The sequence below is a fragment of the Chitinophaga qingshengii genome (assembly GCF_014529935.1).
In the GTDB taxonomy this organism is placed as follows: domain Bacteria; phylum Bacteroidota; class Bacteroidia; order Chitinophagales; family Chitinophagaceae; genus Chitinophaga; species Chitinophaga qingshengii.
This window is the reverse complement of the sequence record NZ_JACVFC010000007.1, coordinates 51,231-75,453: the sequence shown is the minus strand read 5'-3', so window position 1 is coordinate 75,453 and position 24,223 is coordinate 51,231. Positions and strand designations below refer to the sequence as shown.

25 protein-coding genes are annotated in these 24,223 nt (G+C 44.9%); 8 read left to right on the top strand and 17 right to left on the bottom strand.

Going from position 1 to position 24,223, the window contains the following annotated elements; genetic code table 11:
- The first annotated feature begins 5 nt into the window (after positions 1-5).
- A complete protein-coding gene (locus ICL07_RS31390; RefSeq protein WP_188092019.1) occupies positions 6-1,100 on the top strand; it encodes an efflux RND transporter periplasmic adaptor subunit in 1,095 nt (364 codons plus the stop codon).
- On the opposite strand, the gene ICL07_RS31385 is transcribed toward ICL07_RS31390, so the two are convergent.
- Entirely contained in the window at positions 1,090-1,578 is a 489-nt protein-coding gene (locus tag ICL07_RS31385) for a YdcF family protein (RefSeq protein ID WP_188092018.1), read from the bottom strand. The genes ICL07_RS31390 and ICL07_RS31385 overlap by 11 nt on opposite strands.
- 107 nt (positions 1,579-1,685) lie before the next feature.
- Between ICL07_RS31385 and ICL07_RS31380 the strand changes: the two genes are divergently transcribed.
- A complete protein-coding gene (locus tag ICL07_RS31380) occupies positions 1,686-2,240 on the top strand; it encodes a dihydrofolate reductase family protein (protein WP_188092017.1) in 555 nt (184 codons plus the stop codon).
- A gap of 2 nt (positions 2,241-2,242) precedes the next feature.
- Here the strand turns inward: ICL07_RS31380 and ICL07_RS31375 are convergent, their stop codons facing one another.
- The 8 genes from ICL07_RS31375 to ICL07_RS31340 form a co-directional block, all read right to left on the bottom strand.
- Positions 2,243-2,920 carry a hypothetical protein gene (locus ICL07_RS31375; RefSeq protein WP_188092016.1) on the bottom strand — a complete coding sequence of 226 codons (678 nt, stop codon included), beginning with the start codon at positions 2,918-2,920 and terminating at the stop codon, positions 2,243-2,245.
- A gap of 52 nt (positions 2,921-2,972) precedes the next feature.
- Entirely contained in the window at positions 2,973-3,398 is a 426-nt protein-coding gene (locus ICL07_RS31370) for a hypothetical protein (RefSeq protein WP_188092015.1), read from the bottom strand.
- A gap of 14 nt (positions 3,399-3,412) precedes the next feature.
- Positions 3,413-4,348, bottom strand: a complete 936-nt coding sequence (locus ICL07_RS31365; RefSeq protein WP_188092014.1) for a TIGR02594 family protein — start codon at positions 4,346-4,348, stop codon at positions 3,413-3,415.
- Positions 4,349-4,352: 4 nt separating this feature from the next.
- The gene (locus ICL07_RS31360) at positions 4,353-4,946 is read right to left on the bottom strand and encodes a hypothetical protein (protein ID WP_188092013.1); all 594 of its coding nucleotides are present in this window, start codon (positions 4,944-4,946) and stop codon (positions 4,353-4,355) included.
- The gene (locus ICL07_RS31355) at positions 4,943-5,707 is read right to left on the bottom strand and encodes an N-acetylmuramoyl-L-alanine amidase (protein WP_188092012.1); all 765 of its coding nucleotides are present in this window, start codon (positions 5,705-5,707) and stop codon (positions 4,943-4,945) included. The genes ICL07_RS31360 and ICL07_RS31355 overlap by 4 nt, the downstream gene beginning before the upstream one ends.
- A 260-nt stretch (positions 5,708-5,967) precedes the next feature.
- Positions 5,968-6,474 (bottom strand): hypothetical protein, encoded by a 507-nt coding sequence (locus ICL07_RS31350; protein WP_188092011.1) that lies wholly within the window; start codon positions 6,472-6,474, stop codon positions 5,968-5,970.
- Between the two features lie 6 nt (positions 6,475-6,480).
- Positions 6,481-7,524 carry a hypothetical protein gene (locus ICL07_RS31345; RefSeq protein WP_188092010.1) on the bottom strand — a complete coding sequence of 348 codons (1,044 nt, stop codon included), beginning with the start codon at positions 7,522-7,524 and terminating at the stop codon, positions 6,481-6,483.
- 11 nt (positions 7,525-7,535) lie between these two features.
- Positions 7,536-9,638, bottom strand: coding sequence for a type VI secretion system Vgr family protein (locus ICL07_RS31340; RefSeq protein WP_188092009.1), 2,103 nt, complete (start codon positions 9,636-9,638; stop codon positions 7,536-7,538).
- Between the two features lie 410 nt (positions 9,639-10,048).
- Between ICL07_RS31340 and ICL07_RS31335 the strand changes: the two genes are divergently transcribed.
- Positions 10,049-11,242: an exo-beta-N-acetylmuramidase NamZ family protein gene (locus ICL07_RS31335; RefSeq protein ID WP_188092008.1), complete on the top strand. Its 1,194-nt coding sequence runs from the start codon at positions 10,049-10,051 to the stop codon at positions 11,240-11,242.
- Here the strand turns inward: ICL07_RS31335 and ICL07_RS31330 are convergent.
- Positions 11,239-11,607: a winged helix-turn-helix transcriptional regulator gene (locus ICL07_RS31330; RefSeq protein WP_188092007.1), complete on the bottom strand. Its 369-nt coding sequence runs from the start codon at positions 11,605-11,607 to the stop codon at positions 11,239-11,241. The genes ICL07_RS31335 and ICL07_RS31330 overlap by 4 nt on opposite strands.
- A gap of 103 nt (positions 11,608-11,710) precedes the next feature.
- Between ICL07_RS31330 and ICL07_RS31325 the strand changes: the two genes are divergently transcribed.
- The gene (locus ICL07_RS31325) at positions 11,711-12,667 is read left to right on the top strand and encodes an NmrA/HSCARG family protein (protein WP_188092006.1); all 957 of its coding nucleotides are present in this window, start codon (positions 11,711-11,713) and stop codon (positions 12,665-12,667) included.
- Between the two features lie 69 nt (positions 12,668-12,736).
- Here ICL07_RS31325 and ICL07_RS31320 read toward each other — a convergent pair whose 3' ends face one another.
- From ICL07_RS31320 to ICL07_RS31310, 3 genes are all read right to left on the bottom strand, one after another.
- Positions 12,737-13,135 (bottom strand): NUDIX hydrolase, encoded by a 399-nt coding sequence (locus tag ICL07_RS31320; protein WP_188092005.1) that lies wholly within the window; start codon positions 13,133-13,135, stop codon positions 12,737-12,739.
- A 110-nt stretch (positions 13,136-13,245) separates the two neighbouring features.
- Complete coding sequence (locus tag ICL07_RS31315) at positions 13,246-14,199, bottom strand: collagen-like domain-containing protein (protein ID WP_188092160.1); 954 nt, start codon at positions 14,197-14,199, stop codon at positions 13,246-13,248.
- 526 nt (positions 14,200-14,725) lie between these two features.
- Positions 14,726-15,775 (bottom strand): DUF6340 family protein, encoded by a 1,050-nt coding sequence (locus ICL07_RS31310; protein WP_188092004.1) that lies wholly within the window; start codon positions 15,773-15,775, stop codon positions 14,726-14,728.
- A gap of 100 nt (positions 15,776-15,875) precedes the next feature.
- On the opposite strand from ICL07_RS31310, the gene ICL07_RS31305 reads away from it, so the two are divergent.
- From ICL07_RS31305 to ICL07_RS31290, 4 genes are all read left to right on the top strand, one after another.
- Positions 15,876-16,472, top strand: coding sequence for a Crp/Fnr family transcriptional regulator (locus ICL07_RS31305; RefSeq protein WP_188092003.1), 597 nt, complete (start codon positions 15,876-15,878; stop codon positions 16,470-16,472).
- Positions 16,473-16,532: 60 nt separating this feature from the next.
- Positions 16,533-16,895: a DoxX family protein gene (locus ICL07_RS31300; protein ID WP_188092002.1), complete on the top strand. Its 363-nt coding sequence runs from the start codon at positions 16,533-16,535 to the stop codon at positions 16,893-16,895.
- Between the two features lie 259 nt (positions 16,896-17,154).
- Entirely contained in the window at positions 17,155-17,742 is a 588-nt protein-coding gene (locus ICL07_RS31295; RefSeq protein WP_188092001.1) for a Crp/Fnr family transcriptional regulator, read from the top strand.
- Positions 17,743-17,792: 50 nt separating this feature from the next.
- Positions 17,793-18,476 (top strand): MBL fold metallo-hydrolase, encoded by a 684-nt coding sequence (locus tag ICL07_RS31290; RefSeq protein ID WP_188092000.1) that lies wholly within the window; start codon positions 17,793-17,795, stop codon positions 18,474-18,476.
- Positions 18,477-18,670: 194 nt separating this feature from the next.
- Here the strand turns inward: ICL07_RS31290 and ICL07_RS31285 are convergent, their stop codons facing one another.
- The 4 genes from ICL07_RS31285 to ICL07_RS31270 form a co-directional block, all read right to left on the bottom strand.
- Positions 18,671-19,588: a helix-turn-helix domain-containing protein gene (locus tag ICL07_RS31285; RefSeq protein ID WP_188091999.1), complete on the bottom strand. Its 918-nt coding sequence runs from the start codon at positions 19,586-19,588 to the stop codon at positions 18,671-18,673.
- Between the two features lie 89 nt (positions 19,589-19,677).
- Entirely contained in the window at positions 19,678-20,145 is a 468-nt protein-coding gene (locus ICL07_RS31280; protein ID WP_188091998.1) for a nuclear transport factor 2 family protein, read from the bottom strand.
- Between the two features lie 29 nt (positions 20,146-20,174).
- The gene (locus tag ICL07_RS31275; protein WP_188091997.1) at positions 20,175-21,071 is read right to left on the bottom strand and encodes an NmrA family NAD(P)-binding protein; all 897 of its coding nucleotides are present in this window, start codon (positions 21,069-21,071) and stop codon (positions 20,175-20,177) included.
- 646 nt (positions 21,072-21,717) lie between these two features.
- The gene (locus tag ICL07_RS31270) at positions 21,718-24,222 is read right to left on the bottom strand and encodes a M1 family metallopeptidase (RefSeq protein ID WP_188091996.1); all 2,505 of its coding nucleotides are present in this window, start codon (positions 24,220-24,222) and stop codon (positions 21,718-21,720) included.
- Position 24,223 lies beyond the last annotated feature (1 nt).

The following is a 24,223-nucleotide window of genomic DNA, read 5'->3' as shown; positions in this document are numbered from 1 at the left end:
ATACCATGAGATTTTCATATACCACGATAGGACTTGTGTTGCTGATAATGGGGGCAGGATGTCAATCCAACGAAAAAAATGCTGAAGTATCCCGGAGGGCTGCCCCTGATTCCGTGGCGGTCTTCCTGCTTCATAAAGACACGGTGAACAAACGCATGACTTTTCCGGCGGAGTTAATACCCCTGGAGCGTGCAGAGATTTTTGCGAAAGTAAGTGGGTATGTAGGCAGCCTGAAAGTGGATATAGGCGACAAAGTGAGCAAAGGACAGCTACTGGCCGTACTGGAGGCCCCCGAAGCACTGGCCAACTATTCCCAGGCCAATGCAGATGTGCAAACAGCGCGCTCCCGTTACCTGGGTAGCCTGGACGCCTACAAACGTATTGTGAACGCCGCCCGGGTAGAGGGCACAATCGCCGCCGGAGAACTGGAAAAAGCCAACAGCCAGATGATGGCAGACAGCGCCGCGCTCAATGCCGCCCGCTCCAAAACCAGTGCCTTCGCTCAATTGAAAGATTACCTCACCATCCGTGCGCCCTTTAACGGTATTGTGACACAAAGAAACGTAGATCCGGGCACGTTAGTGAGTGCCGGTAATCCCAAACCATTGCTGGTACTGGAAAACATCAGCACACTTCGTTTACGGGTACCCGTGCCCGAGGCTTATACCGCCGCCACTGCCGAATCGCCCGCCATTGATTTTACGGTAGATGCCCAACCGGATGTTGTTTACCAGGCAACGTTATCCCGTAAAGCCGGCGCATTAAATCTCAGCAACAGAACAGAAACCTGGGAGTTTCTTTTTGCAAACCCTCAGCAACAGCTCAAATCCGGCATGTATGCCAATGCCGTGCTGAAACTGGGCAGAAAAGCGCCTACCTTCCTGGTACCCTCCTCTGCGGTTGTGACCAACCTGGAAAAACGTTTTGTGATCCGCCTGAGAAACGGTCAAACCGAATGGGTGGACGTGCGTAATGGTATCAACCTGGGAGATAAAATAGAAATATTTGGTAACCTTACAGCTGGAGACACCCTGCTGACAAGAGCTTCAGACGAAATAAAACCAGGCACCACCCTGGTTCCGAAACTGGCTAAACAGTAGTCGTCCTTATTTTTGTCAATGCCCGCTGCTCATGTTCCAGCAAAGGCAATAGCTCTGCCTCCGTGAGAGACGACGATGCAGGCACAAAAACAACTTTAGGGTAGTGAATAATTTTATCAAATAATGTTTTCGCCCTGGGAAGATGAAAATCAGACGTGATAATGACCAGTATATCGGGCTGCAGGTCCCATACCAGGTCCTTTGTCAGCTGAAAATCTTCCCAGGTATTGGCGGAAGGCGGGCAATCCAGGAAAACATTTTCCGGTACCCCGTTATTGATCAGGAATTGTTTAGCGTAGTAATAATGCGGCTGATCTGTGGTATTGAAGTGTTCGCCAAAACCGCCGGTACACACCAGCTTAAAATCATCGTTGGAGGTATAAAAATGAGCCGCACAGGTCAACCGGTCTTTCGCGACGGCCGATAAATTGCCCAGGTGATCATTAGGAGCGCCCAGTACAATCAGGAGTTTATTCATAACATTCACTGTTGGTTTTTCAAGTTAAACAAAATGTTACAAACAGCCCCTTAAATTGTCGCATACAGCCCCTGTCCAACTCCGATCTTCTTTCCATCTTTACATCCATGCGTAAACTAAAACTTCAGGTACACATCAGCATCGATGGTTTTGTTGGCGGTCCCCATGGAGAATTGGACTGGATACATACCGGTTCCGGTCAACAACCCGTTATTGAACTGGCTGACAGTTGCGACACCATTCTGATAGGCCGTAAAATGGCCCAGGGGTTCATTGATCACTGGGAAAATATCCTCGACCATCAACCCGGTAGCCGGGAACAACCGCTGGCACAAAGAATGGTGCACATGCGTAAAATTGTTTTTAGCCATACGACAACTACCATCAGGGGCCGAAACGCGGAAGTCGCCAACGGCGACCTCGTTACTACCATACAGGCGCTTAAAAAAGAACCCGGTAAGGACCTCCTCGTTTATGGAGGCGCCGACTTCGTCAGCAGTCTCATTGACCATAACCTGATCGATGAATATCACCTGTTTGTTATCCCGGTAGCGATCGGCCGTGGGCTCAGGATTTTCAGGGATAAGAAACCACTGACACTGATTAAGTCGGTTTCCTATAAACACCTGGAAACCATTAATACGTATATCCCTGCGGGATAGTATTACATCCGGCTGATCAATTCCCGCCAGCATATCACGTCCAAAACGAAGACAATGACCATCATCCACTTACCCTGGGTCCGCGCTTTGGCAGTGAACGCAGGCACCCGGGAACCATCCGGCAACGTCTTTTTTGTCAGATAAACAAATCCTCCAATGAAAATGCCTAACAGGGAACAAACAAGGGTAAAAGGAATCATGGTAAAAATGAACAATGGGGAAATATAACCTACCACCAACCACCAGAGCGGTAGCGCCTGCGGCTGAGAAAGTGTATCCAACCGGCTCTCTCCCTGTTGCTTCAATTGTTCGGGTGAATAGGAAATACCCTGCTTCTCCAATAGTTTCAGGGCTAATGCATAATCATAGTCGCCCCATTCGTCTTTTTTATCGATGACTTCTTTCAGTTCCTCTGTAGAAAAAGCCAACAGGTAGTAGTCCGGCTCCACCTCATCAAGAGACACCCTGATCTGGCTTTTCAACAGGGAGTCTGCCTGTGAGAAATAACCAGCCGGAATTTTAACCAGGTGTCGCTGATCAAAGTTCTGACCAGCATATATTTTATCCAGCAGGACCTCTTCTTCATACTCCACAGGGATATGATGTTCCTGCAAAAGGGTGATTATTTCGGCAGCCTGCTCTGCAGTATGAAAGCGTTTAAAGGTAAGTAGTTGAACCATAGGTAAATAATAGGGCCCATGAAGATAGCCATTTTTTCACAGCCTTCATCACCTATTTGTGCGTAGCCTGCTTCATCAGCAAACGAACGGCGGTATCTTTTCGTTTGTCATGCAGCTCCACAAAGGCCAGTTCTACTTTGTCGTAGGGTAATTTTACAGAAAGATAACTGGCAGGGGTTTCATAGATATATTCAAGGGCGTCAATGGCGATATCATCTTCATCGGTAAAACTCTCGGTGTCCCCTTCTGCATTGAGTTTTCCAACACCGGTCACCTTCTGCAATACCCGGGGACCAATAGTTTTCAGCAGCGAAAAAGTGATGGTCTTATTTTTCTCCTGCCGGGTTTGTTTGTTGGTGACCATCAATTGCCAGGTAGTATCCTGATGGTTCCAGCTGTAACGTTTCACCTGTGCCTGTGTGACAGCCGCCAGCCATAGGCAACCTGCCAACAGGAGCATAAAAAATTTTCTTATCATGATAACAGATAGGATTATGATTCAGTAGAAGAATTCTCCGCTTTATCGGAATATTCCGGTAGTTCATAACAAGCCAGGCATACCTCATAGTCTTTGGGCACCACAAACGCGAGAAAATCACTTTGTGCATACAATGCAGCCTTCAGTGCATTTCCCTGGTTACCGCCAATAACAACCAGTTTTTTCCCCTTCCCTTTTACCTCCCGGGTACCGGCTACAAACCCGATATGGCCGCCGCCCTTACGCTGTTTGATGGCCAAAGCCCCATACACCGGGTTAGCGATCACCTTACCTCCCTGCCATTCCTTCCATTTTAAAGCCCGGGTTTTATCATAGGCATCCTTTGATTTAAGGCCTTCCATCCCGGAATTTTCCATGATCCAGTTGACAAAAGACGCGCACCAGGAATTATTGCTATCGGTGATCTTCTGATCATTTTCATACGGCGTATTGGCATAATACTTCATGATCTCCGGCGATCGTTTACCAGCAGATTCCACAATGTTTTTAGCGTTTTCGCTCAGCACCAGTTTCATCCATGCAGCATCCTCCACACAATGGCATTCTTTGTGCTCCACGATTTCATTGGACTGATCGTCTTTTGACACCGTTTCAAAAATAAATTTTTGTCCCGGGTCCATGATAGAGATCTTACCCCCTACCGTACATTGGCAGGTAGATTTATCCAGTAACTCATCTATACCGTTGTTATCGACAAACTTTGAAGGATCTTTCCAGGGCATGGTAGCAGGTGAACAGCTGCCTTTGGTGATGCTGCAGCTACCGAAGGGCATGATGTTTTCGTTGGGCTTGCAGTCCTGTACCGTAGCCTGCAGCTTGTCCTTCAGCTTTTCTGTCTGCTGGGAGGTTACCTTTAGCTTCGTGGGAGCGCTGCCTTTATCGCATTGCAGTGTAGCCCCATCTACTACATAATATTTTTGATCGCCCATCTTGTCAATTTTTATATTTGCCCAGTAGCATAAAATAATTGTTGAGTATCTTCTGCTGGCTCTTTACCGGCTGCGTTGCATAGTAGTTGTAGATATCATTCATCACCAGGTCCATCTGCGTAGATGACAGACTGGAAGGTGTTTGAGCGGGTACTTTAAAGTATTTGCCGATCAGTTTTTTAAAGGGTACTATCTCATAGAGGATATCTTCCAGTAAAAACTCCGATGATATTTCCGCCCGGGTAGTGGAATGCTGGACCGTAATCCAGAAAAAGCACCAGCTATCCATCTGTTGCAATACCTGCTCTTTCTTCGCTGGCGGTAGTTTTTTCAGATATTCTTCCAGGGAATAAAGCAACTGGTTTAGCGAGTCTGTCCGTTGTTCCTTCAGATAAAAATCAGTCTCATCTTTATAGTATTTATTCCGCAGGGGCGCTGAAAAAGGCTTCAGGAAAGTGCCGTTGAGTGCGCAGTTGGTTAACAGTTGCGCGGCATATTTCCCCTGTAAATCCTTTAGCAGCGTAAAGTCAGCGGTACGCGCACTGCACATCAATACGCCACCTAATAACAGTAACAGTCCTATCCATACTTTCCTCATAATTTCGGCATTTGAAAAAAATCAATAAAGAAGCTGCTCTTTTGCTCCTTAGGTGTTTCCACAGGCGCTTTTTTGAAGATGTGTTTATATACGCCTGTCGCTATTTCTTTTCCGATCTGATCGTGCTGCTCCTGTAATATTTTGAGCTCCTTATCATTATCCAGAAAGGCTAATTCCACCAATGCCGCCCCTTCTTTCTTTTCTTTGTTGAATTCCCTCAGCACGTATAAACGGGGGTGCTGGGTTTGTGTATCATCCTTTACGCCTCTTTTTTCGAATAGTGTGATCTCATCCATAATGGCCTGGGCGAACGCCTGTTGTTTTTCATCGCCCTTGCAATAAAACACCGAAGTGCCGGCGGCCTTGTTCGGTACCCCGGCGGCATCCACATGGATACACAGGAAAAAATCCGCCGCTACATCCAGTGCTTTCTGAATACGCCATTCCAGTTTCTTACCGGCATTTTTCAGGTCTCCGGTCCTGGTCATGGCATTCGCTACGCCAAAGGCATCCAGGTACTTTTTGATGGAATTGCATACCAGCAGGGTAATGTCTTTCTCATAGGTTTTACCGTCATTGGCTACCGCTCCCGGATCTATACCAGCAATCAGCTTTCCTGTTTTTTTACTGATGTATTGATCACCATGGCCGGGGTCCAGCATTACTTTCAGCGGACTTGCATCCAGCATCTTTCCGTAGAATTCCTGCTGTACGCCGGCAGTTTCCACTTTCGTGATTTCAGCTTTTAAAACCTTTGACATAAGGGCGGGTTTTATATTTGTTCCACAATTTCAGTATGATCAGTAACAGGATGCTATAAATAATAAAATAGGATATCATTATTAGCCACCTTGCGCCGTCGCTCAACGCTGCATCTCCATAAGGGTCAAATACAATATATTCCGTTACAATGGGCCAATAGTGATATGTTCCGTCTGATTGCAGGGTTATGGCTTTATTCTCAGTGTATATCCAGGATACAAAAGCCAAACAAATACTCAGCACGATAATTACAACGATCTTACTTTTTGTCATTATAGCTTAAATTTCTGTTCCACTCCTCGTCTTTAAAAGGATACACAATACCGCTGTCACTCTTCGGGATGTATATATTCACCGGTTTATTATCATATTTCAGCTGCAACAGGTAAGCGTCTGTTTCCGTCAGACCGGGACCAAAAAAAGTAAAGCTATAGCGTAGCTGTTTACGCAATTCCGTATCCGGCACCTGCTGAAAAGCGCTGACAGCCCGATCGTCGGGTTTACCGGCTTTTTCAGCCAGCCATTCCGGCAGTTTGGTTTTAATAAATACAATATCACTATCGGAAACAGGCAGGGGGTTGGGATTCCAGAGCTTCCACTCCCCGATTACCTTATAACCTAATTTTTCCACACGTTTATTTACAGGATAGGGACCTTCCAGTGTTTGTACAGTGTATTCTTTGCTCATGCTGTTTTTATTTTGACTTTTGCAGCCTGAAGTATAGGCGGTAAGCGCCATCATCAGGACGACAAGGATCTTCCTCATTTTATCTTAATTTAAAGGTCTGAATGTTTTCATATCCTGTGGCAATCCTCTTGGTGTTTCGCCTCCCTTCACGTTATTTCTTGCTCCCTGAGGATCAAAAACCCCGCCATCAACGGTTCTTCTTCCGGCAGATACCGCCTTTAATTCTGCATAACGTTTATCGTCAGCAGGCGTCTTGCCATCTTTCTGCAACAGGTAGTCATATTGGCTGTTTTCCCGTTCGTGTTTGGCGCCCGACTTATAATAATCCATAAAATCCAGTTCATCCGATGTGTTCAGGGTATCTTCATAATCAGACCTGCACAGGTATGCGTAGGTAACGGCGCCGGTAATGTTGGCGAACGCCTGAGCCAGGCTCTGTGCAGAATAGAGATCATATCTTTCCGTGGTCTCTTTTCCCCAGAAATCCGTTTTATATACGGAGGTATCAATTTTTGGATTCCCCAATCCTGTACGGCATGCAAAACAATAAATGATGGCATCCGGCAGGAAAGCGGCTTTATTAAACTGCTGTACCGCACTGTGTGTAATATCCAGCATATCATCCGTGGTACTCAGGTTCGTGATCCCAATAGCCAGCCTGTTCACCAAACCATGACAATAAAATAGCAACCGTTTCACCTTCACAGCTTTTCGGACATCACTCGTATCTGCACCGTTGTTTCCATCTTGCGTATTGATATAATTAATAACGTGTTCCCTTCTTGCGGCTTCAATTACCCTTATCCCATTTATTATATTTGCCAATGCCACTGACATAGCGCCAATCTGGCCGGAGGTGTATCCCTCTTTGTAGATGACAACCGTCCAGTTTAATTCAGGGTTGAGACGGATACGCCGGATAGCCTGGTGGATAAACATAAACTTACCGTTGGGACCGGCGTCAAAACCGCGTTTGATAGCGCCTAACAGCGAGTGATTAAACTGCTGCGTGCCGATAACAATAATATGTTCCTCCAGCTGAGGATTACTTAATATTTTGTCTTTGTAGTGTTCTTCCGCTTTACCGGCGGTCACTTGTTTGATGGCGACTTTACTGGTTACTTTCATGATACCGGCGATTAATGTTTCATTTCATAAACTTCCTTCATCTGCGCAAGGCCCTGTTCATCTACCGTACCTTCCAGTTGTTTCTCCTTTTCGCTGCCATCGGTAAAGGATTCCAGTAAGGTAATTTTTACTGTTTCGCCGGCATCCACATTCCTGGTTTGTACATAGATACTGGCCTTTTCGCCGGGTTTGATGCTGCCGATTTCTTTTGCCATATCGCCATCCATCCAGAACACGTCCACAATAGCAGGTTCTTTGGTGTAGCTGAACCCGCCTTTATTGGGGACTTTATTCATTTCCGGCGCCTTATATTCTATTTTGTCTTTTGCGCTGACCAGTGTTTGCTGACCATGCAGATGCATATTTTGTGCGGCGCCCATATCGATCTTCTCACCGTACTGGATGATCTGTTTTTTACCAAAGATATCCACCACCGCATTGGAATTTACATAAAAATTGCGGGCTGTTCCCAATGCGAAGTCATGCCCGGCCTGGTAGTCGATCTTATTTTTAGCGATGGTATTGATATTATTCTCTACATGCAGGGTACTGTTGTTGCCAACGCGGGTTTCAAGATTATTCTCCACATTAATCTTCATATTCTTCGCGTTGAGCGTCATCGTCTCAGGGGCGGTAATGGTGATGGAAGAAGTACTGGTATCCAGTACGATAATGTTGTTGTTTTTATCGGTGATGGTGATGCTTTCCTTTCCATTGGTATCGTCCAGGCGGATAATGTGTCCGCTGCGGGTTTTGATGGCTTTAATATTATTCTCTGCGTCGGCGAAGTCGCTTTTGGCGTTACCGTTATACACTGCGCCGAGTACAAAAGGCAATTCGGGATTTCCCCCTTCAAAATCGACCCATACCTCTTCTCCTGTTTCAGGGATAAAGTAGATCCCTTTCTGTCCGCCGCCATGCGGCGCTATCTGCCGGATCCAGGGCGTTGCGCCCTGTTGCTGCCAGCGGAAGCGGACCTTTATGCGTCCCAGTCCTGCGGGGTCGTTATTGTCAATTACGATAGCACTCTGTGCTTCGCAGACAGGCGGTATACCTGGCTGGCGCTGCGGCCTGGCAATATCATCCGGTATGCCGGTCAGCTGATTGGAATATTGACCGTTACCCGTGCATTGATGGCGGATAGAAGTTACTGTAAACGAGCCATGGTCTTCGATGCCATACTGCCTTTCCAGGATAGAAACGGTATCGCCTACACGTATACCAGGATGTTTGCTGGCCGCCTGTAGCTGTACCTGTTGCGCCTGCCGGCTTTGCTGATGCACGTCGGACAGTTGTTCCAGGTGTACTTTGGCATCGTCATAACCCTGGTCGTTTTTATATAAGGAAGGTTTACTATACAATTTTTTGCTGATGCCGGCCACTTCTTCCGTATAACCGTTCATCTTGCCGCCTGCCTTGAGGGCTGTTTGTAAAGAGCTGTCCTGGCTGTACTCATAGCCGTGAAACTGCCGGTTGTTGGGCAGCACCTTCAGTTGCAGGTCAAAGCTCACAAGATTGGTTTGATGGGTTAGTTTGATTTTACGGGGCGTATAGGTACCGAAAACAATCTGCTGGCCATCGTAAAAGAACCATTCACCATACCGGTTGGCCATCCTTTGCAGAAAGGCATAATGACTTTCCTTATACTGTACCGTATACGGCAATACGCCGGTAAATGCCGGGGATACCATTGGCCGGCCAATATAGGGGTTGCCGTTTCTAAAGCAGGTCTGTACCATTTCAGAGAGAGACTGCCGCTCGAAGGATTGGATATGAGGTTCCCCATCCAGGATGATAGTGGGACTACAGCCACTGATCACGCAGAATCCATGGGTACCGTCGTTTTCCTTACCGGTGTTGACGGCGGTGACCAGGCCATTGAAAGTAAGTGGTTCATCACCTTTTTCTACCGGCGACACCAGGATACTGATCTCTTTTCCGAGGAATTTACGGCTGGCAGTAAATATCCCTTTTCCCAGGCTGGCCAGCCAATCGTAGCTGATAAGCAATTCAAACGTATGATGGCCATCAATCGTTTGTTCAAGCGTAAGACGGTGAAACTGACGGAACTCATGCCCATCAATGGAAATGGTGGTAGTGGTGTTAAGAGACATACAACCTGATGTTTTTTAGGATAAACAAATGGCGGACATAAGAATATCGGTTCAATAAGCTGATTTTGGATCAGGGAAAAATATGGTTTATATACTATGATAAACAAACGTCTGGTTAACGTATCGGGTCAACAATAACTCAACAACAGTATCGGTTCATCATAAAGAAACGGTTTTACAGGTATCGCTTACAGGTTACTGTATCCGGTACCGGTTTTATCCGATTTCCGTATTGCTAATATAAACTTTTTTTATACCCGAAAAACAAATTATAGATAGGAATGCAAAACATCCGGCGGTTAACATCTCCCAACAATACACATTAAACAATAATAAAATTCATAATCTTTTTATTACAAACAATTAATACCAAAAACATGACCTATTGAAAATCATTACCTTCGTTTCACATGCATACACTACTATCTGGCATCGATGTGTTACTCGCACAACCGCCCCTCTGGAAAAACAAACGTATCGCCCTGGTGACCAATCACGCGGCCACCACGAGGCAGTTCGTTCCATCACGGGTAGCTTTGTTGCAACAGGAGTTTAACGTTGTAAAATTATTCTCTCCCGAACATGGCCTGGATACCACCGGCGCCGATGGACATGCGATGGGTAATATGACCGATACGCTGACCGGTCTGCCGGTCACCAGTCTGTATGGCGACAAGCTGGCGCCATCGAAGTCCGATCTTAGTGATATTGACGTGGTATTGTTCGACATTCCTGATATCGGCAGCAGGTTTTATACCTACTTATGGACGATGTCGCATGTACTGGAAGCCTGTGCTGCTTTTAATATCCCCTTTATCATAGCCGACCGGCCCAACCCCTTATCGGGTAATCTGATACTGGCGGAAGGCCCGCTACTCGATGAAATACACTGCAGCAGCTTTATAGGCCGTTGGTCAATACCGGTCAGGCATAACTGTACCCTGGGAGAACTGGCCCGTTATTTCAATCAGTCACGGGGAATTCATTGTCAGCTGGAAGTGATCGCCTGCCACCACTGGCAACGGCATATGTATTATGCCGACTGGAACTTTTCCTTTGTTCCCTTATCTCCGGCCATTCCGGTGTTTGAATCGGCTTTATTATATCCGGGGCTGTGTTTCCTGGAAGCAACGAATTGCAGTGAAGGCAGAGGAACCGCAACTCCATTTCGTATAGCCGGCGCCCCCTGGTTACTGGCCAATGAAACGGCCCGGCTGTTCAATGAAATGATACCCGCCCTCTCCAACAACGTATATGCACGCCCGATAGTATTTACACCTGCTGAAGGCAAATATGCCGGTCAGACCTGTCACGGTGTGATGTTACATGTAACTGACCCTGTCTCTTTTCTTCCGGTAGCTGCCGGCTGGCTGCTGATCAGGGTTATAAAAGAATTGCATCCCCGAAATTTTCAGTGGGCGCCCTACCCTACCCACGTCAATCCATCCGGTGAAAAACACCTGGATCTTTTGTCGGGGATCTTGCATACTGAAACGTTTTTTGACGCCACACTACAGGACTTCATTCCCATCGTAAAAAATTATCTTGCTCCGGGCGACTGGTCCATACGTATACAGCCTTATTTAATCTATACACAAGATTAATACACAAACTCTCCTTTCTCCTTCACCACCTGGTTTCCCCATGCAGTAATCGCTTCCAGAACAGGAATCAATGTCTTGCCAAAATCTGTCAGACTATACACCACTTTGATCGGCGGCTTCTTACCGTACACCTTTCTTATTACCAACCCGTCTTTCTCCAACTGTTTTAACTGCAAACTCAGGGTCATTTCCGTAACGGAAGGCATTTCTTTACGCAGTTCATTGTATCTTTTCGGTTCTCCTTTTAAATGATATAAGATCACCGCCTTCCATTTTCCGCCTACCAGATCCATGGTCAAACTCACGGTGCAGGGATATACTTTGCCGTTCAGTTTTACATGGTCACCAATACATTCTGTTTTCATGTAATCGATTTTTGGTACCTATCTGTTTTGATAGTTATTGCAAATGTACCCTACTAAAAATAGTTTTGCAACTATAATCTTTATAGTATAAAAATTCATGAACATGACGAACCATTCAACAATAGATAAACCACTGGTGACCATTGTGGGAATTTTGGGTAAACAGGGACTCAGTGCGGCCCGTACCCTTTTAGCTTCCGGTAAATACCGGGTACGGGGTATTACCCGCCGTATTGATTCGCCGGAAGCGCAGTCCCTCTCTCAGCAGGGTGCGGAACTGGTAAGTATTCCCCTTGACCTGGGGTACAAAGAAGCGTTTGTGCAGGCATTCCGGGGCGCTGATGCCGCGTTCCTGATGACGCCTAACATTGCGCCACCAGCCACCCACGAGTTTGAATTAGGTAAACAGCTGGCGGATGCAGCCGTGGAAGCGCAGGTACCCTATATCATCTTCAGCAGCCTGGAAAATGTCGATCAACGGACAGCAGGTAAAAAATCAGCCCCGCATTTTACGGACAAGGCTAACGTTGAAGCCTATATCCGTACCCTGCCCGTTAAAAGCTCATTTATCTACATGGCTTTCTTTTATACGAACCTGATGGAATTTTACACGCCGGTCTTAAAGGAGGATACCCTGGTATTTCCTATCTATTTACCTAAAGACTTCCGCGCTCCGTTTGTGGACCCGCTTACTGCTACCGGACCGGCCGTTCTGGAGATTCTTTCCCACCCGGACCAGTACGCAGGCCAGTCCCTGCCTGTCATCGGCGATATTATCTCCCCGCAGGAAATGGTGGATACATTTATCAGCGTCACCGGCAAGAAGGCTGTGTATAGTTCAGCCTATTCACGGGAAGAGCTGCTGTATCATTTTCCGGCATTCGGTTCAAATGAACTGTTAGTACAGGAACTCACCGGCATGGTGGAGTATGCAGTAGAATATGGATATTTCAGGGGAGACCGGGACTTAGCCTGGAGCAGAAAAATCAACCCCGGGAGCCTTAACTGGGAACAATTCCTGCGCAGTACAGGATGGGAAGGGCAAAAGCGCTTGTATTGAGTGTTTGATGTTTAAAAGACTGTGTCAATGGCTGAAAAATGATCAGCCATTGACACAGTTTCGCTTTTATTAGTCAATCAAATCCTGTTCTTTTAGAAAATCAAAAATCAATTTATCCACTTCAGATATCTTGTCTTTATCGGCATACTTCAACCACCTGAAATCTTCTATTTCCGAGCACTCTTTTAACGTGCCTTTGTAGTTTGCCATGTAGCAGGTCATTTTCACCAACACCCCATCAGGGTGACTGTCCGCCTGCGCTTCAAATGTTCCTACAAATTTCAGTGTGGGGACATCCAGTTCAACACTCAGCTCTTCCCATATTTCGCGGCAGAGTGCCTGCTCATCATTTTCACCTTCTTCTCTTTTCCCTCCCGGAATATAGTACCTCTGTTTTCCGAGAGACCTGGTGGATAATATCGACTTATTTTCAATTTCTATCCAGGCGAGTTTATCAATTATCTTCATATATTTTTTCCGGTATGATTTAAAAAAACGGCCTGTAATTTAAGGATAATTATCGTTCATTAAACAAATTTCACCTGGCAGCGGTTTCGATAACGTCACCATATTTCCGGTTATTCCGGGATATGATAATATCTGCACACAGCAATATAATCACTGTAATCAGGATGATCAGCCTGTCTGCCGCCGGCTACCCCTCCGGGAATAATGATATAACGGTACTGCAACACCGTACTCAGGTTGATGCTGTTAGAGTTATCATGCGTAAAGCGTGTCACCAGTATTTTGTTTAACATTGGTATAAATGATATGGTACTGACTTTACCACCGGCATTGCCGGTATAGGGCAGCACGAAAGTTCCGCTGCCATAGGTAAAATAGACTATCACTGTTCCCGAATTGAGAATATTGGCAGTAATACCGGGCGCTGATACATACCCTGCCTTCACAGAGGAGTTATCTACTGTTGTATCACTGAAGTTAGTCGCATATTTCCAGGTAGAATAAATCACATTGGCCGTGCCTGCCGGACCTTGCGGACCTACAGGCCCCTGCGGACCTTGCGGGCCTTGCAATGATAAGGCAGCACCCCATGCTCCTGCTGTTTTAGGTCCGTATAAATTATAACTGGATTTATCCAAATAGTAATCACCGTCGTTTCCTACAGTAGCGGCAGGTGCGCCGGTACCGCTGAGTATCTGGCTACCCGCTGCGCCGGTAGCGCCGGTAGCACCTGTAGCACCGGTGGCTCCAGTGGCGCCTGTAGCTCCGGTTGCTCCTGTAGCACCCATCAGTTTAATCGGTGTTCCCCAGCCGTTGGCTGTCTTCGGGCCATAAAAATCGGAACTGGAAAGATCCAGATAAAAATCACCATTAGTCCCAAGCGTGGTTGCTGCTGCCCCATTCCCGCTATAAATCCTGCTACCGGCGGGGCCTTGTACACCTTGTTGTCCCGTTGCGCCTTTTTCTCCCTGCGGGCCGGCAGGTCCCTGATCACCTTTTTTACAGCCTGCCGATACCAGGAACATACAGAAAAAAAACATCGTTACATGTGATAACCGTTTCATGCTAAATTGGTTTTTATAAATGATTGAAGTTGATAGACAGGTATATGTATGACGTAATGATATTCCCATACAGGCATAGAGAACCGGTAGATAGTTTACACACTATCTCTCCACCACAGAAAATATTCTTTGGTATTCTGTCAATGACAGCGCATAACCGATCGAAGGCTGCAAACCGGCACCCCGTAATAGCTGGGGCTATATTTTAATTACAATTGGGTAAACCGCACAGGCGGAGATTACGCTTCAATGTACTGCACATATGGGGCTACGGCCAATGCACTCATGGCATGATTTTCATTTTATCAATTTACGTTTTGGGGTACCAGCGGGGTTGGCTGCTACAAACTTTTGCATCATTGAATAATAAAAAATTTTCACAATACTGATCATTAGGACATAAGTAGTGCGTTCTCTTTATCAGGATTAAAAATAGTAAAAAAATAATCGCCTCCTGCAAGCAAAGCCATTATTTGCCTAACTGGCAGTTTTCAACTGATAAGTGGCAGGAATTATTCATAAATGTTTACTCTACCTCCTGCTGTTTCAGCACTTCATTGCCGGCCTGCCGGTTCTTCAGCAACCGGATATACTTCAGCGCAAGCCGGTTATTATATTCCTCGTAAGCTTTCTGCACCCATTCAATCGCCAGATCAAGCTCCCCGTTGATCTCACAGATGATAGCCATATTATAGCACGCCCTGCCGGCTACCGTGCGGTTAGGGTTTGCGGTTTCTTTTTTCCATAGCACCGCCGCGCCGTCCCAGTTGCCGGTTTGTGCTTTACGCCGGGCCGTCCTGAAATTATCAGTGCCTTTCACATAGTAATCCCTGGTTACCCTTGTACGATAAGGAATAAGTCGCGTCGCATAATACTGTCCTGCCTGTAAGCCCACTGCCTTTACCGCCTCTTTACGGTTGATCAGCGCAGCGGCAGCTGCGACCGGGTTAATACCTCTGCCGGAAAACGTAAGATCCCTGTTAAGAGGAAATTCATCCACAATATTCCTGCCGGCAGGATCATAGATCCGCCAGCCGGTTTTTACACTGGTCAGCATGCTGGCCCTATGCTCTATACCAGGTACATTACCCAGTGGTGTTTTCAAAGAAACCGGAATAGCCGCATAACTGATCTTCGAATCGGTGTCAAAAAGCTCCAGGGAGAAAAGGGCGTCCACCTGATATTCCCGGCATATTTTATCTACGGTTTCCCAGGAAAGCGGCGCGGAAAAAAGTCCCGGAGCATTGGTGGTCAAGTCCAGCTCACCCAGCGCTTTTACCTCGCTGAAACGGTTGTTCTTCCGTAGTTCGTCTGCCAGTCCGCTTACACTACTCTGCGCCCCTTCTTTGTCCAGTTGCGCTCCTTCCAGGCTCAATATCTTGTCCACGACGTCTATCGCTTTGTTTTGTGCGGTAATGGTGGTCCTGTTCACTACACCGGCAGATTTCACATGGGCCGGTATGGTTACCGGCGCAGGCTTCCATACGTTAATGTAAACCAGCTCGGTAGTAGCTTTGCAGGAAACGAAGGTGGCGGCTGCCAAAGTGATGAGCAGCAGGCGTATTTTTGTAGGCATAGGATAGTGGTTGTCTCTCGTGTTGCTAGTATTCTGAGGGGTGAATTTACATATAAAAAAATATTTATACTATTTTTAATGCGTTATTTAATTTACAGCTATGCAGGCTCCGATTTACGATCCGCACCTGAATGATTTTTTTGATGTGATAAAAACATTCATCACGCTTTCTGCCGATAGCAAGTTGGCGATGGCAGGCGTTCTTAAAAAGGTATCCTTTCCAAAGGGCCATCATCTGCTGGAAGCAGGATCAGTATGCCGGCATGTATATTTTATAGAAAAAGGGCTTACCCGGACCTATTATACAAAAGATGGAAAGGATGTTACCGACTGGATCAGTGTAGAGAAAACCTTCGCCACGTCTATTGTCAGTTTTATTACCGGCATGCCGGATATACGCAGTATAGAGCTGCTGGAACCAACGGTATTATGGACCATTGGTCATGACGATTTGCAAAGATTATATGATGAAAACCATGAAATAGAGCGTTTCGGGCGATTGTTGGTAAGCTACGGACTGGTACAATTGCAACAACGCTTTGACGATCTTCACTTTGCCACCGCCCGGGAGCGCTACCGGAAACTGATGGAACAAATGCCCTCCATCGTACAGCGGGTGCCACTGGGGATGGTGGCTTCCTACCTGGGCATTACACCGGAAACACTGAGCCGTATCCGGGCGGATTATACTTTTTGATAAATGTCAAGAGAAAAAAGCTGTGCTGTGCCAAACTTTGTGGTATAAAACTATAAGGTTATGAACACGCTTTTATGGATCGCACAAGGCTTATTGGCCGCCGTTTTTGGCTATTCCGGCATGATGAAATCCACCCAAAAAAGAGACAAACTGGTACAGATAGGCCAAACGGGGGTAGCCAGCTTATCCTATCCGGTTATCCGGCTTATTGGCATTATGGAGATATTGGGCGCGATTGGTGTTATCGTTCCGGTGGCCATTGGTATACTGCCACTGCTGACTTCCTTTTCCGCCCTGGGTTTTACATTGATAATGATGATGGCTGCTCCCATACACTACAAACGCGGCGAATACGCCTCCATGGCTCTTAATATATTCCTGCTGCTGGTATCACTGGGAGTGATGGTACTACGGTATACCTGACCCGGCATATCGAAAAAATACAAAAAAAAAGCCGCCTGCATCCTACGATTCAGGCGGCTTCAATTTCCTTTGATATTCACGGGCAAATAAAGTACACTAAAAAGGCTGCATCTGCAACCCTTTTTTGAATATACAATAAATAATTATCAGTTTAGAATGTACAATAATTCTTAGATTTGGACGCTGGATTTGGACGCTGGATTTGGTCTGTGATCCATAGACGGTTAAGAAGAAAATAAAAGGATGAAAAGATTGCGAAATGACTGACGTATTTGAAAATTACCTATCCTCAACCGGAGGACTATCAGCCGAAGAAATCAACTTTTCCGCGCAGTTCTTCAAACCGATCCGCTTAAAAAAGGGTGATTTTTTTATTCGTGAGGATGAATACTGCCGTCATATTGGATTTATCGCCAGCGGCGCTGTAAAGGCATATGCTATCGACAAAGAAGGGAAGGAAAATATAACCTGCTTTAAGTTTGAAAATGAATTTGTCACCTCGTTTCCGGATTTTGTGGCGCAGGAAAAATCCAGAAGGAGTATCAGGGCTATAGAAGATAGTGTAATCTATAGAATAAGTTACCCGGACTATCAGTATCTGCTCGGCCAGGTGACTGCCTGGAACGGAGTTATAAAATCGGTGATGGAGCAGGAATATAACCAAAAGGAACGTTATCTGCTGAATTACAATAACAGGTCGGCTGCAGATAAATACCGTCATGTTCTGTCCAGCGAACCGATGCTCGTTCAGCGCATAGCTACGCAGGACCTGGCATCCTACCTGGGCATCACGCAGCGATCGCTGACGAGGGCAAAGGGGCAAATACACAAATCCGGCTTATTATAGGACAAATGTCCTTATGCAGTCCTGATCAGCGATGTAGATTTGTACCAAAAATGCTACATCAAATTGCCCCCGAAGTGTTCCAGATTTCATTGATGCCACGAAACAGTATCAACTGCTATATCATCGAAGGTGTATTGGTAGACTCCGGAATACGGCGTTCGTATACCACTGTAAAGAAAGCTCTTCAGAAAATCCCCGTTTATCAACATATACTGACACATGCGCATGCAGACCACCAGGGCTGTAGCGATCAGATATGCGCTGAGTTCGCGATCCCCCTGGTCTGTCATCCCGAAGAAGTTTTCAGGACCGAAACGGGTATGGTAACGAACGACTATCCAACGCCGCAACATTGGGTAGCAAAGCTTCAACAAAAGTACTGGGCAGGTCAGGGACATAAAGTCGAACGGACAATCGTTGAAAACGATTGGATCGGAAACTTTCGGGTAATAGAAACGCCCGGACATTCGGCAGGTCATATTTCTTTATTCCGTGAGCGGGATGGTGTACTGATAATGGGAGATGTAGCAACAAATATGAACTTGCTCACAACAGCAACCGGTCTGCACCTCCCGCCAAGCATATTCACTTCGGATCAGCAACGCAACATCAAATCGCTCCGGAAGTTGGCAAAACTGAACCCTGCCATCATCGGCTTCGGCCACGGACCGGTCATGCGAAATAAAGACCGGAAGTTTGAGCAATTTGCGGCTAAATGCAGCGCGGTTATTTAAAGTTAGCGCGTGCTGTAATTACCGTTTAAAAGAAGAAACATCTTCTTTTATTACATGTTGTGGAACTGAATTAAGGATAACGGATTTATGACAAGAAATGAAGGCGATGAAAGCCACCCTCAGATAGTAACATTTTCTTCTATAGTATCTCATTCAAAACCTTCATCTTTCGATATAACCCATAACCGGTGATGTTAATTAAACGACTGTTTAAATGCTATCGGTGTCTTATTCGTTTTCTTCTTAAATAATTTATTGAACGATTGCGAGTGTTCAAACCCCAGTTGATATGCAATTTCAGAAACAGATAAATTTGTTGATGTTAAATACTCTTTCGCTTTCTCAATTAATTTGTCGTGAATATGCTGTTGTGCATTCTGACCAGTATGAGAGCGTAACATATCACTCAGATAACGAGGTGAAACATTTAACTTGCCTGCCAAACGCTCAACAGTAAGAAGTTTATCCTGTAACGCATCTTCTTGTTCAAAATGCTCATTCAACACCTGCTCCATTCGCACAACCAAATCATTATTGGCAGCTTTCCTTGTAATGAATTGACGTTTGTAAAACCGGTTACTGTAATTGAGTAAAACTTCGATAAAAGAAACAACTACATCCTGACTAAAATCGTCAATATCGGTATTCAGTTCCTCTCTTATGTTATCAAAAACCGAGAAGATAACTTGCTTTTCTTTATCGGAAACAAATAAAGCCTCATTTGCTGAATAAGAAAAGAACCCGTAATTTTTAATCTTAGTTGCAAGCGGATAGTTGCGAATAAAGTCGGCATGTATAAGCAAAGTAAAACCGGAATAGCTTTCCTCAATTTCCGCACATGATATAATTTGATTAGGTGAAACAAAAGACAAACCACCTTCGTCAAAATCATAATAATTCTGCCCGTATTTTATTTTCTCCGGAGTGCTTTCCATGTAAGAAACTTTATAAAAATTCAGTAGTAATGTTTTGGGAAGTTCGCTATAAGGTATTTTTATATCTGTGTAATTCACCAAACTTACTAAAGGGTGTAATGGTTTGGGGAAGCCCAATAGCTTATGAAACTCCGAAATGGAATTGAATTTTTGGGGTATATTATTGTCTTTTTTCATTACTACGAATTTAAACCTATTTGTATAGAACGCTATTCATGGCGATGCTTGTTTGTTGTCTTTTGCGTATTGCCTCGTATAGCGTGCCATTATTTCGCACTATAATCAGGAGAAACTGAAAGCATCACTGCAAGCGAGTCCATATAATCACGCCAATGGATTATTTTCCTGTCTTTAATAGTTACGATAGAACAAAAACGATTATCATAAGCCTTTCCTGTCGATGGAACAGTGCCGTGAACTTGATATTCCAATACAATTACATTTTCAGGATTTGCAGATTTATATATCCGTAAATTGTCCGATGTATGAAGAATATTGCTATATCCACCAAACCAATCCATATAGGCTTTTCGTCCCTTAATCTCATTAGTAAATCCAGGAATATTGTACAGAAATTCAAACACCGCATTTTCTGCCACAGCATCCCAAAAATGCTCTCCATCAACTTCTCCTTTCAACCCCTCCATTACAATATTATAAAATGGTTCTGAATTTTTGTTAAATGCAGGATGATTCCTATCCACCTTTTCCGGCACGTTTGTTTTCTTTTCCATTGTGGATTAAATTTAATGTTGTTAAAAGACTACAGAGCGTTATATAATGGCAAAAATGCTTCCTGGATAAAAACCTCCGCCGATGTTGGTGATGTATTTGCGGCAGTTCTCCTTTCATAATTCATCACCCCGTTTTTCAGAGAAGTTTCCATACAGGCTATGTCTTTAGCGACATCAGCAGAAAGACCTTGTTCAATCATCGCCTGTATTGCCTGCTCAACCGGGAATTGGATATATTGTAAGTCAGGCTTACCAATCGCATGGCCTATAATTCCGGTTATTTCTTTAAACGAATAATTTCTTTGTCCAAGTATAGCCTGAACGCTTTTTCCTTCGAAATCCAGTTTGGTTAAACAAGCTGCCGCAACCGCCGCAATATCCTTTGTTGCCACCATTGGGATTTCGTGGTCTGCATCGGCAGTTGTGCCATTTACTCCCATTTGTTTTATTAATTGCGCATTTAGCAAGGCATTATCCAAAAAATAAGCCGGGCGCAAATGCAACACATTGACATCTTTTAGCTGGTTTAATTTCACCTCCTGTTCGGCAAGGCCGCCAATAAGACCATTACCTTCGTGCATGTGACCGCCGCAACTACTTAGGTTTACAATATACTTTATCCCCGATTCTTTAATGGCTTCAATAACAGCATCTCCAACTTTTCGCTGAAATTCCCGATAACTGGCTGCGCCAAAATCAGGCGGCGTCATTACATAAGCACCATCAGCATTACGAAATATCTCAGTTAACACACCCACATCTGTAATGTCTGCGGGAATAACCTCAGCACCCATATCCTTAAACCTTTCGAGCTTGCTATCCGTTTGAGCAATCAATTTTAAATGAAACCCATCTTTTAACAGGATTTCCGAAATCTTGCCACCAACCTTCCCGGTTGCGCCTAATAATGCGATTGTTTTTTTCATTTTTCCTGATTTAAATTTTGCTTGAATTTTACAATACAAAATTGTACAGGAATTATTAATCCCCTGTTGCCAGATTGAGCTACATTGTAGCCAAAATGACGACAGAGGTATTAATTGATATAAATTCGTTTTGAATCAGGCAGTGATTGGAATCAAAAGAAAATTTCTCTTTGGGAAACGATGGTCAAAATTGTATGTCAGATCAAGTTAAGATAGCACAAGTGGGTCTAATAACTATCTTATTAATGAATAGGTCCATTTGAAAATGAACATTAAAACGAGCGTTACAAAACCGACCAGGATACGGATGTCTATTCTACCACTCCCAAATTTCCAATCTGTTTTTAGCCAGTTTTTTCTATACTTTCATTTCATAAAGAGAAGTAATGCAAGTATGGTTAGTATATAGATGCCAATATATATCCCCAGCGCTATTGATTGTTCAATTTTCATCGGTTGATATAATTTGTACATTATAAAGTTAACGCATTTATTTCATTACAAGATTGACAGTAATACCACAGTGGACTTTACATGCAAGGAAACCTGTAAAAAATTTAATAAATTGATTACCAATAACTTAAAATCATGCAGGGCGCCGGGAAATTGATTAAATTTTAGCCGGGGCTTGCAAATCCGGTATTCATCAATTCTTCCCGATATTTTTATCCAGCATGTTAACCTGTTTGGCCAGGTCATTGTTATTGGCGGCCTCAGTATTGATCATATTTTTCTTATGGGCTTTTACAGCTCTCAGCGCCTCATTGATCATACCCACTAATTCCGTAGAATAAGGCACCACTTTCGACCGGAGTTTTACCACCGCTTCAACGCCTTTAGTAAATTTGCTGACGTCCTGTACATTTTTCAAATATGTGATGAAGTTAAATAAAGTACCGAAGTTCTCGTAGTAGGCCTTCAGAAGGGTTTGAGTTGTGAATTTGTTGTACATGGTATTAAAATCATCATCTGTCTTTGTCAACACCACCACTTTATCATATGCCCTGCTGAGATTTCCTCTTACATCCGTGTGCAGGGTGGGTAACACAGCTACTGCCTTCTGTTCATCAACTTTCAGCAAGCCTTCCAATGCCGCACCAGCAACCGTATAAGACGAATCATACAACTGTTGCAGAAAAAGCGGTTCATATTGTTTTTTCCTGAGCCCCCCGAGCAGCTCGATGGCAAGCGCCTTGTTCAAACGGTTCTTTTCATTGGCCGCCAGCTCTTCTATCACCGGTATCACTGGTTCCGGCATCCCTTCGCGTTTTAACTTTTCCAGGATCAAATTGCGAAAATCACTGTTAGTATCCATATTTTGCAGAACGGACAATAAAAACCGGACGGCGTCGGTATCTTCCGGATTGTTCAGCGCAAATTGCACTGTTTCCAGCTGTTGTATATAGCTGCCTGCGTTTTTGTACTGGAACAGATATTCCACCAATGTTTTATTCTCATGCCTTTCGCAGACCAATGTTCTTTCTCCATCAAAGTCCACCAGGTCGGGTCGCTGGCTGAGAGGAAAGGTGAAGGTATTCGTTTTTCCATCTATCCATACCTCATGGCTTTCCTTTTGACCGGCAACATATATATCAATACCGACGGGTGCCTTGAAGTACACATCTGATGTTTGCATCTGTGTCACTGCGACGAGCACCTTCCTTGTCGCAGTATCATAATTGTAATGAATATTCAACTGCGGATGCCCGGGCTTATAAAACCACTGATCCCAGAACCAGTTCAGGTCTTTTCCTGCCACCTTTTCAAAAGCCTGCCGGAGATCCGCTGCCTCCACTGATTTAAAGCGGTTCTTCTCAAGATAAAGATGCAGTGCCCGGAAGAAAGCAGTATCACCAACATAATGCCGCAACATATGCATTACACCAGCTCCTTTTTCATAGCTAACCGCATCGAACAAAGCGCCCTGGCTGGGATAAAAGTACCTGACCAGCGCCTTCTCCCTGTTCTTTTCGTCCCCGGTGTATTTCTTCAACATGCTGTAGCGAAGCGCATCTGCCTGTTCTTTTTTATAATGACTTTCCGCCCATAAATATTCACTGTAACATGCGAGGCCTTCGCTCAAACAGAGATAGCTCCAGGATTTTGGCGTCACGAGGTTTCCAAACCAATGGTGCGCGATCTCATGTACGATATCCAGCTCATCTAATGTACCGTCTACCAGTTCGCGCTCATTTTTCAGTATGTAAGTACCGGTGAGCACGGCAGTGGTATTTTCCATTGCAGTTCTTGAATAGTCGTGGCCTGTGATCTGCGCATACTTATTCCAGGGATACGGTGTGTTCAGCCTGTCGGAAAAGAATCCAAGTATTGCAGGCACACGGCCGAAGATACGGCCGGATATGTCCTTGTATCCTTTTTCCATATAATAGTATGCGTCTATGTTCCTGTATCTTTCCTTTACAATATCATACACACCTGCGCCAATAAAAAAAAGATAAGGTGCATGTGATAAATCCATTTTCCAGGTATCTGTCCTGGTATGGTCTATATTCGGTTGCTGTATCACCAGTTCACCATTGGAGAGGGTGGCATACTTGTCAGGCACCGTCAGCCGTATTTCCGCAGACGTTCTCTGATCCGGTTTGTCTATCGTTGGAAACCAGCAGCTACTGAATTCCGGTTCCCCCTGTGTCCATAATTGCGTATATCCGTTACCGCTTGTATCCCTGACAAAATGCAATCCGGCATTATAGCTTTCGGATGGTACTTCTGCGGCATCATCATGATTGTTCGAAGCCTGGTACTCAACTAAAATCGTGTAGTCCTCCTGGCTGGTATAGACTTTATCCAGCCTGATGACGAGTTGCATACTGTCTTTATAGGTATATTTCAACGCCGGGCTGTTTTTACCGGATGCCAGGGCTACCTTATAGATATTCATGCGTTTCGCATCGAGGCACAATGAGTCGGTGGGATGCAGATGCGGCCTCAATGTGATCCAGGCTTTGCCGGAAAGCGTACCATTTGTGAAATCAGCTTTTAAATCCAGTTTTGTATGCACCACATCATTGACAGTGGTTTCGGCGGACCTGTTTATCCGCTTCCATGTGGTATCGGCAGTGCCGGAATGCATTTGTCCCTGCGCTGCAAGACAACTGCAACACATCAGTGCAAATAAAAGTACTTTCATG